Source organism: Pseudomonas sp. REP124 (genome assembly GCF_020164475.1).
Lineage (GTDB): Bacteria > Pseudomonadota > Gammaproteobacteria > Pseudomonadales > Pseudomonadaceae > Aquipseudomonas.
Window position 1 is genome coordinate 1 of the sequence record NZ_JAIQWX010000241.1, and the last position, 5504, is coordinate 5504.

Annotated in this window: 6 protein-coding genes; all 6 read left to right on the forward strand. The window is 61.2% G+C overall.

Annotated features, from left to right (window positions below; genetic code table 11):
• Positions 1-33: 33 nt before the first annotated feature.
• The 6 genes from K9857_RS29435 (at position 34) to K9857_RS29460 (ending at position 5478) form a co-directional block, all read left to right on the forward strand.
• Positions 34-480 carry an NUDIX hydrolase gene (locus tag K9857_RS29435; protein ID WP_224541950.1) on the forward strand — a complete coding sequence of 149 codons (447 nt, stop codon included), beginning with the start codon at positions 34-36 and terminating at the stop codon, positions 478-480.
• A 59-nt stretch (positions 481-539) separates the two neighbouring features.
• Positions 540-1685 carry a tRNA 2-thiouridine(34) synthase MnmA gene (gene mnmA / locus K9857_RS29440; RefSeq protein ID WP_224541951.1) on the forward strand — a complete coding sequence of 382 codons (1146 nt, stop codon included), beginning with the start codon at positions 540-542 and terminating at the stop codon, positions 1683-1685.
• On the forward strand, positions 1682-2305 hold the full coding sequence (gene hflD, locus K9857_RS29445; protein WP_224541953.1) for a high frequency lysogenization protein HflD: 624 nt from the start codon (positions 1682-1684) through the stop codon (positions 2303-2305). Before mnmA ends, hflD begins: the two co-directional genes overlap by 4 nt.
• A 127-nt stretch (positions 2306-2432) precedes the next feature.
• Entirely contained in the window at positions 2433-3803 is a 1371-nt protein-coding gene (gene purB / locus K9857_RS29450) for an adenylosuccinate lyase (protein ID WP_224541955.1), read from the forward strand.
• Between the two features lie 87 nt (positions 3804-3890).
• The gene (locus tag K9857_RS29455; RefSeq protein WP_224541958.1) at positions 3891-5060 is read left to right on the forward strand and encodes a cupin domain-containing protein; all 1170 of its coding nucleotides are present in this window, start codon (positions 3891-3893) and stop codon (positions 5058-5060) included.
• Positions 5053-5478 carry a GNAT family N-acetyltransferase gene (locus tag K9857_RS29460; protein ID WP_224541960.1) on the forward strand — a complete coding sequence of 142 codons (426 nt, stop codon included), beginning with the start codon at positions 5053-5055 and terminating at the stop codon, positions 5476-5478. Before K9857_RS29455 ends, K9857_RS29460 begins: the two co-directional genes overlap by 8 nt.
• Positions 5479-5504: the final 26 nt, after the last annotated feature.

Below are 5504 nucleotides of genomic sequence, written 5' to 3' on the forward strand. Positions count from 1 at the left end.
TTAGTGTTTCACTATTCAAAATCGAGGAACCCCATGGACTGGCAACCCCACATCACCGTCGCCACCATCGTCGAGGACAACGGCCGCTTCCTCATGGTCGAAGAATCCAAGCACGGCCGTAACGTGCTCAACCAGCCCGCCGGTCATCTGGACCCGGACGAAACCCTGATCGAAGCCGCCGTGCGCGAAACCCTCGAGGAAACCGGCTGGGACGTCGAGCCGACCAGCGTACTCGGCATTTACCTCTACACCGCCCCCAGCAACGGCGTGACCTATCAGCGTGTCTGCTTCATCGCCAAACCACTCAAACACCGCCCCGACTACCAACTGGACGAGGGCATCGTCGGCGCCAAGTGGTTGACCCGCGAAGAATTAATCGAGCAGCGCGACAACTGGCGCAGCGAGCTGATCATGCGTTGCATCGATGATTATCTGGCCGGTAATCGCCACAGCCTCGAATTGATCCGCCCTTCCCTTTAGCCTTGCGCGCGCGAGCCTGATAGAATCGCGTCCTTTTTCAAGACACTCATTGAATTCCTATGCGTGATCCAGCCCCTTCTGATACACAAAAGAAGCGCGTCATTGTCGGCATGTCCGGCGGCGTGGACTCTTCCGTTTCCGCTCTCCTGCTGATCGAGCAGGGTTACGAGGTGGAAGGCCTGTTCATGAAGAACTGGGAAGAAGACGACGGAACCGAATACTGCACCGCCATGGATGACCTGGCGGACGCCCAGGCCGTTTGCGACAAGATCGGCATCAAGCTGCACACCGCCAACTTCGCCGCCGAGTACTGGGACAATGTGTTCGAGCATTTCCTGGAAGAGTACAAGGCCGGCCGCACGCCGAACCCGGACATCCTGTGCAACCGCGAGATCAAGTTCAAGGCGTTCCTCGACTACGCCATGATGCTCGGCGCCGACCTGATCGCCACCGGTCACTACGTGCGCCGTCGCGACATCGACGGCCGCACCGAACTGCTCAAGGGCCTGGATCCGAACAAGGACCAGAGCTACTTCCTGCACGCCGTCGGCGGCGAACAGATCGCCAAGACCCTGTTCCCGGTCGGCGAACTGGAAAAGCCCGAAGTGCGTGCGATTGCCGAGAAATACGAGCTGGCGACCGCCAAGAAGAAGGATTCCACCGGGATCTGCTTCATTGGCGAGCGCCGCTTCACCGACTTCCTCAAGCAGTACCTGCCGGCGCAACCGGGCGAAATCAAAACCACCGAAGGCGAAGTCATCGGCCGTCACCACGGCCTGATGTACCACACCATCGGCCAGCGTCAGGGCCTGGGTATCGGCGGCTTGAAAGATGCTGGCGACGAGCCGTGGTACGTCCTGATCAAGGACCTGGAGCACAACGAGCTGATCGTTGGCCAGGGCAATGATCATCCGTACCTGTTCGCACGCGCCCTGCTCGCCTCGGACATCTATTGGGTCAACCCGATCGACCTGAGCCAGCCGCGCAAACTGACCGCCAAGGTCCGCTATCGTCAGAGCGACCAGTCCTGCACCCTGGAAAAGACCGCTACCGGCTATCGTGCGACCTTCGATGACCCGCAACGCGCAGTCACCCCGGGTCAGTCCGTGGTGTTTTACGACGGCGAAATCTGCCTGGGCGGCGGCGTGATCGAAGTGGCGGAGCCATGGACCAGCAAGGGCGCACTCAAAGGCGAACAGCAATGAGCCCCATTCAGGAGCAACTGACGGCACTGGGCGGCGTCTTTCTCGCCGCAGTGCTGGTGGACAGGATCGCCAAAACCGGCCAGACCAACGAGGCCGGCCTGACCTGCATGCTCGGCAGCCTGCTGATCCGCGACCCCAAGGACACCCTTGAAGTCTACGGCGGCGACGACATCAATCTGCGTGAAGGCTACCGCGCCCTGGTCGGCGCCCTCGAACGCGATCCGAGCGCCCTGCAGCGCGAACCGTTGCGTTACGCACTGTCGATGCTCGGCCTTGAGCGGCAACTGTCCAAGCGCGACGACATGCTCGACATCATCGGCAAGCGCCTGCCGCAGATTCAGTCCCAGGTCGATCATTTCGGCCCGGCCCACGAAAACGTTGTCGCCGCCTGCGGCGCGCTGTATCAGGACACCCTGAGCACCCTGCGCCAACGCATTCAGGTTCACGGCGACATGCGCAACCTGCAGCAGCCAAGCAACGCCTCGAAGATCCGCGCCCTGTTGCTGGCCGGCATCCGTTCGGCACGCCTGTGGCGTCAACTGGGCGGCCATCGCTGGCAGCTGGTGATCAGCCGGCGCAAATTGCTCAAAGAGCTTTATCCGCTGATGCGCAGCAGCTGAAACGCACCGGCGACACCCTTTTGTAGTCTGTAACGCGTAATACGCTGGTCAGTTGGCAACGGACCAGCGGATTTTTTCATGTATGATACGCGCCCCATTTCGTTGCCCGACTGTCCGAGAACACCCCATGCAGCTCTCTTCGCTCACTGCGGTTTCCCCTGTTGACGGCCGCTACGCCGGCAAAACCCAGGCCCTGCGCCCAATTTTCAGCGAGTACGGCCTGATCCGTGCCCGCGTCCTGGTTGAAGTGCGCTGGCTCCAGCGCCTGGCCGCTCACCCTGCCATCAGCGAAGTGCCGGCGTTCTCCGCCGAGGCCAACGCTGTACTGAACACCTTGGCGGACAACTTCTCTCTGGAGCACGCCGAGCGCGTCAAAGAGATCGAGCGCACCACCAACCACGACGTCAAAGCCATCGAGTACCTGCTCAAAGAGCAAGCGGCCAAGCTGCCGGAACTGGCCAAGGTCAGCGAATTCATCCACTTTGCCTGCACCAGCGAGGACATCAACAACCTGTCCCACGCCCTGATGCTGCGCGAAGGCCGTGATGACGTGATGCTGCCGCTGATGCGCCAGACCGCCAACGCCATCCGCGAACTGGCCCAGCGTTTCGCTGACGTGCCAATGCTGTCGCGCACCCACGGTCAACCGGCTTCGCCGACCACCCTGGGCAAGGAACTGGCCAACGTGGTTTACCGCCTGGAGCGCCAGATCGCTCAGGTCGCCGCCGTTCCACTGCTGGGCAAGATCAACGGTGCCGTGGGCAACTACAACGCACACCTGTCGGCCTACCCGGAAATCGACTGGGAAGCCAACGCCCGCGCCTTCATCGAAGACGAGCTGGGCCTGGGTTTCAACCCGTACACCACGCAGATCGAACCGCACGACTACATTGCCGAGCTGTTCGACGCGATCGCCCGCTTCAACACCATCCTGATCGACTTCGACCGCGACATCTGGGGCTACATCTCCCTGGGCTATTTCAAACAGCGCACCATCGCTGGCGAAATCGGTTCCTCGACCATGCCGCACAAGGTCAACCCGATCGACTTCGAAAACTCCGAAGGCAACCTGGGCATCGCCAACGCACTGTTCCAGCACCTGGCGAGCAAGCTGCCAATCTCCCGCTGGCAGCGCGACCTGACCGACTCCACCGTACTGCGTAACCTCGGTGTCGGCTTCGCCCACAGCGTGATTGCTTACGAAGCCAGCCTCAAAGGCATCAGCAAGCTGGAGCTCAACGAGCAGAAAATCGCCGCTGATCTGGACGCGTGCTGGGAAGTTCTGGCCGAGCCGATCCAGACCGTGATGCGCCGCTACAACATCGAGAACCCGTACGAGAAGCTGAAAGAACTGACTCGCGGCAAGGGCATCAGCCCTGAAGCACTGCAGACTTTCATCGACGGCCTCGAAATGCCTGAAGCCGCCAAGGCCGAGCTGAAACTGCTCACCCCGGCGAACTACATCGGCAACGCCGTGGCGCAAGCCAAACGCATCTGATTCACCGCTGGACCATTCAAAAGACGCCCGGCCGCGCCGGGCGTTTTTATTCCCGTATGAAAAGCGCTTTTTTTCAATAGGTTACACATGAATCCTGACATCCCTCTTCAACTTCTGGGCGGCATCACGGCACGGGAGTTCCTGCGCGACTACTGGCAGAAAAAACCGCTGCTGATCCGTCAGGCGATTCCTGATTTCGAAAGCCCGATCGACGCCGACGAACTGGCCGGCCTGGCACTGGAAGAAGAAGTCGAATCGCGTCTGGTCATCGAGAACGGCGAGCGTCCATGGGAATTGCGTCGCGGCCCGTTCGCCGAAGACGAGTTCAGCAAACTGCCGGAGCGCGAGTGGACCCTGCTGGTTCAGGCGGTCGACCAGTTCGTGCCGGAAGTCAGCGAACTGCTGGAAAACTTCCGCTTCCTGCCGAGCTGGCGCATCGATGACGTGATGATCAGCTACGCCGCACCGGGCGGCAGCGTCGGTCCGCACTTCGACAACTACGACGTGTTCCTGCTGCAAGGCCACGGCAAGCGCAGCTGGAAAATCGGCCAGATGTGCAACACCGAAAGCCCACTGCTGCAACACGCCGACCTGCGCATCCTCGCCGAATTCGAAGGCACCGATGAATGGGTTCTGGAACCGGGCGACATGCTCTACCTGCCGCCACGCCTGGCGCACTGGGGCGTCGCCGTAGACGACTGCCTGACCTACTCCGTGGGCTTCCGCGCACCGAGCGCCTCGGAAGTACTGACTCACTTCACCGACTTCCTCAGCCAGTTCCTGTCGGACGAAGAGCGCTACACCGATGCCGACGCTCAGCCGGTGTCCGACCCGCATCAAATCCAGCGCGACGCCCTCGATCGCCTGAAGAGCCTGCTGGCCGAGCACATGAGCGACGAGCGCCTGCTGCTGACCTGGTTCGGCCAGTTCATGACCGAACCGCGCTACCCGGAACTGGTGGCTGGTCCGGAGGAAGTCGAAGAAGAGGACTTCCTCAGCGCACTGGAAGATGGTGCGGTGCTGATCCGCAATCCAAGCGCACGCCTGGCCTGGTCGGAAGTGGATGACGACCTGCTGCTGTTCGCCAGCGGCCAGAGCCGTTATCTACCGGGCAAACTGCGCGAGCTGCTGAAGATGATCTGCGCCGCCGACGCCCTGCACGTCGACAACCTCGGCGCCTGGCTGAGCGACGATGATGGCCGCGGCCTGCTGTGTGAACTGGTCAAGCAAGGAAGCCTGGGGTTTGCCGATGAATAAGATTCACGTACGTGTCGCAGACTGGCAAAAGGACAACGCCGAGATCCGGCGCATTCGTGAAGCGGTGTTCGTCGCCGAGCAATCCGTTCCGCCTGAACTGGAATGGGATGCCGACGACATGACGGCCGTGCATTTCCTCGCCCTCGAAGGCGATTTTCCCATCGGCACGGCTCGCCTGCTGCCTGATGGTCACGTAGGTCGAGTGTCAGTGCTCAAGGACTGGCGTGGCCTGAAAGTCGGTGATGCGCTGATGCATGCGGTGATCGACGAGGCCGAGAAGCGCGGGCTGAAGCAGCAAATGCTCAGCGCCCAGGTCCAGGCCACGGCGTTCTATGAGCGCCTGGGTTTCAGCATGGTCAGCGAGGAATTCCTGGAAGCAGGGATTCCTCATGTCGATATGGTTCGCCATTCGGCTTGAGACCGAGGCGCCATCTTCGCGGGCAA

Coding starts and splice junctions, on each gene's coding strand:
- K9857_RS29435 (WP_224541950.1), top strand. CDS start 34: ATGGACTGGCAACCCCACATCACCGTCGCCACCATCGTCGAGGACAAC.
- mnmA (WP_224541951.1), top strand. CDS start 540: ATGCGTGATCCAGCCCCTTCTGATACACAAAAGAAGCGCGTCATTGTC.
- hflD (WP_224541953.1), top strand. CDS start 1,682: ATGAGCCCCATTCAGGAGCAACTGACGGCACTGGGCGGCGTCTTTCTC.
- purB (WP_224541955.1), top strand. CDS start 2,433: ATGCAGCTCTCTTCGCTCACTGCGGTTTCCCCTGTTGACGGCCGCTAC.
- K9857_RS29455 (WP_224541958.1), top strand. CDS start 3,891: ATGAATCCTGACATCCCTCTTCAACTTCTGGGCGGCATCACGGCACGG.
- K9857_RS29460 (WP_224541960.1), top strand. CDS start 5,053: ATGAATAAGATTCACGTACGTGTCGCAGACTGGCAAAAGGACAACGCC.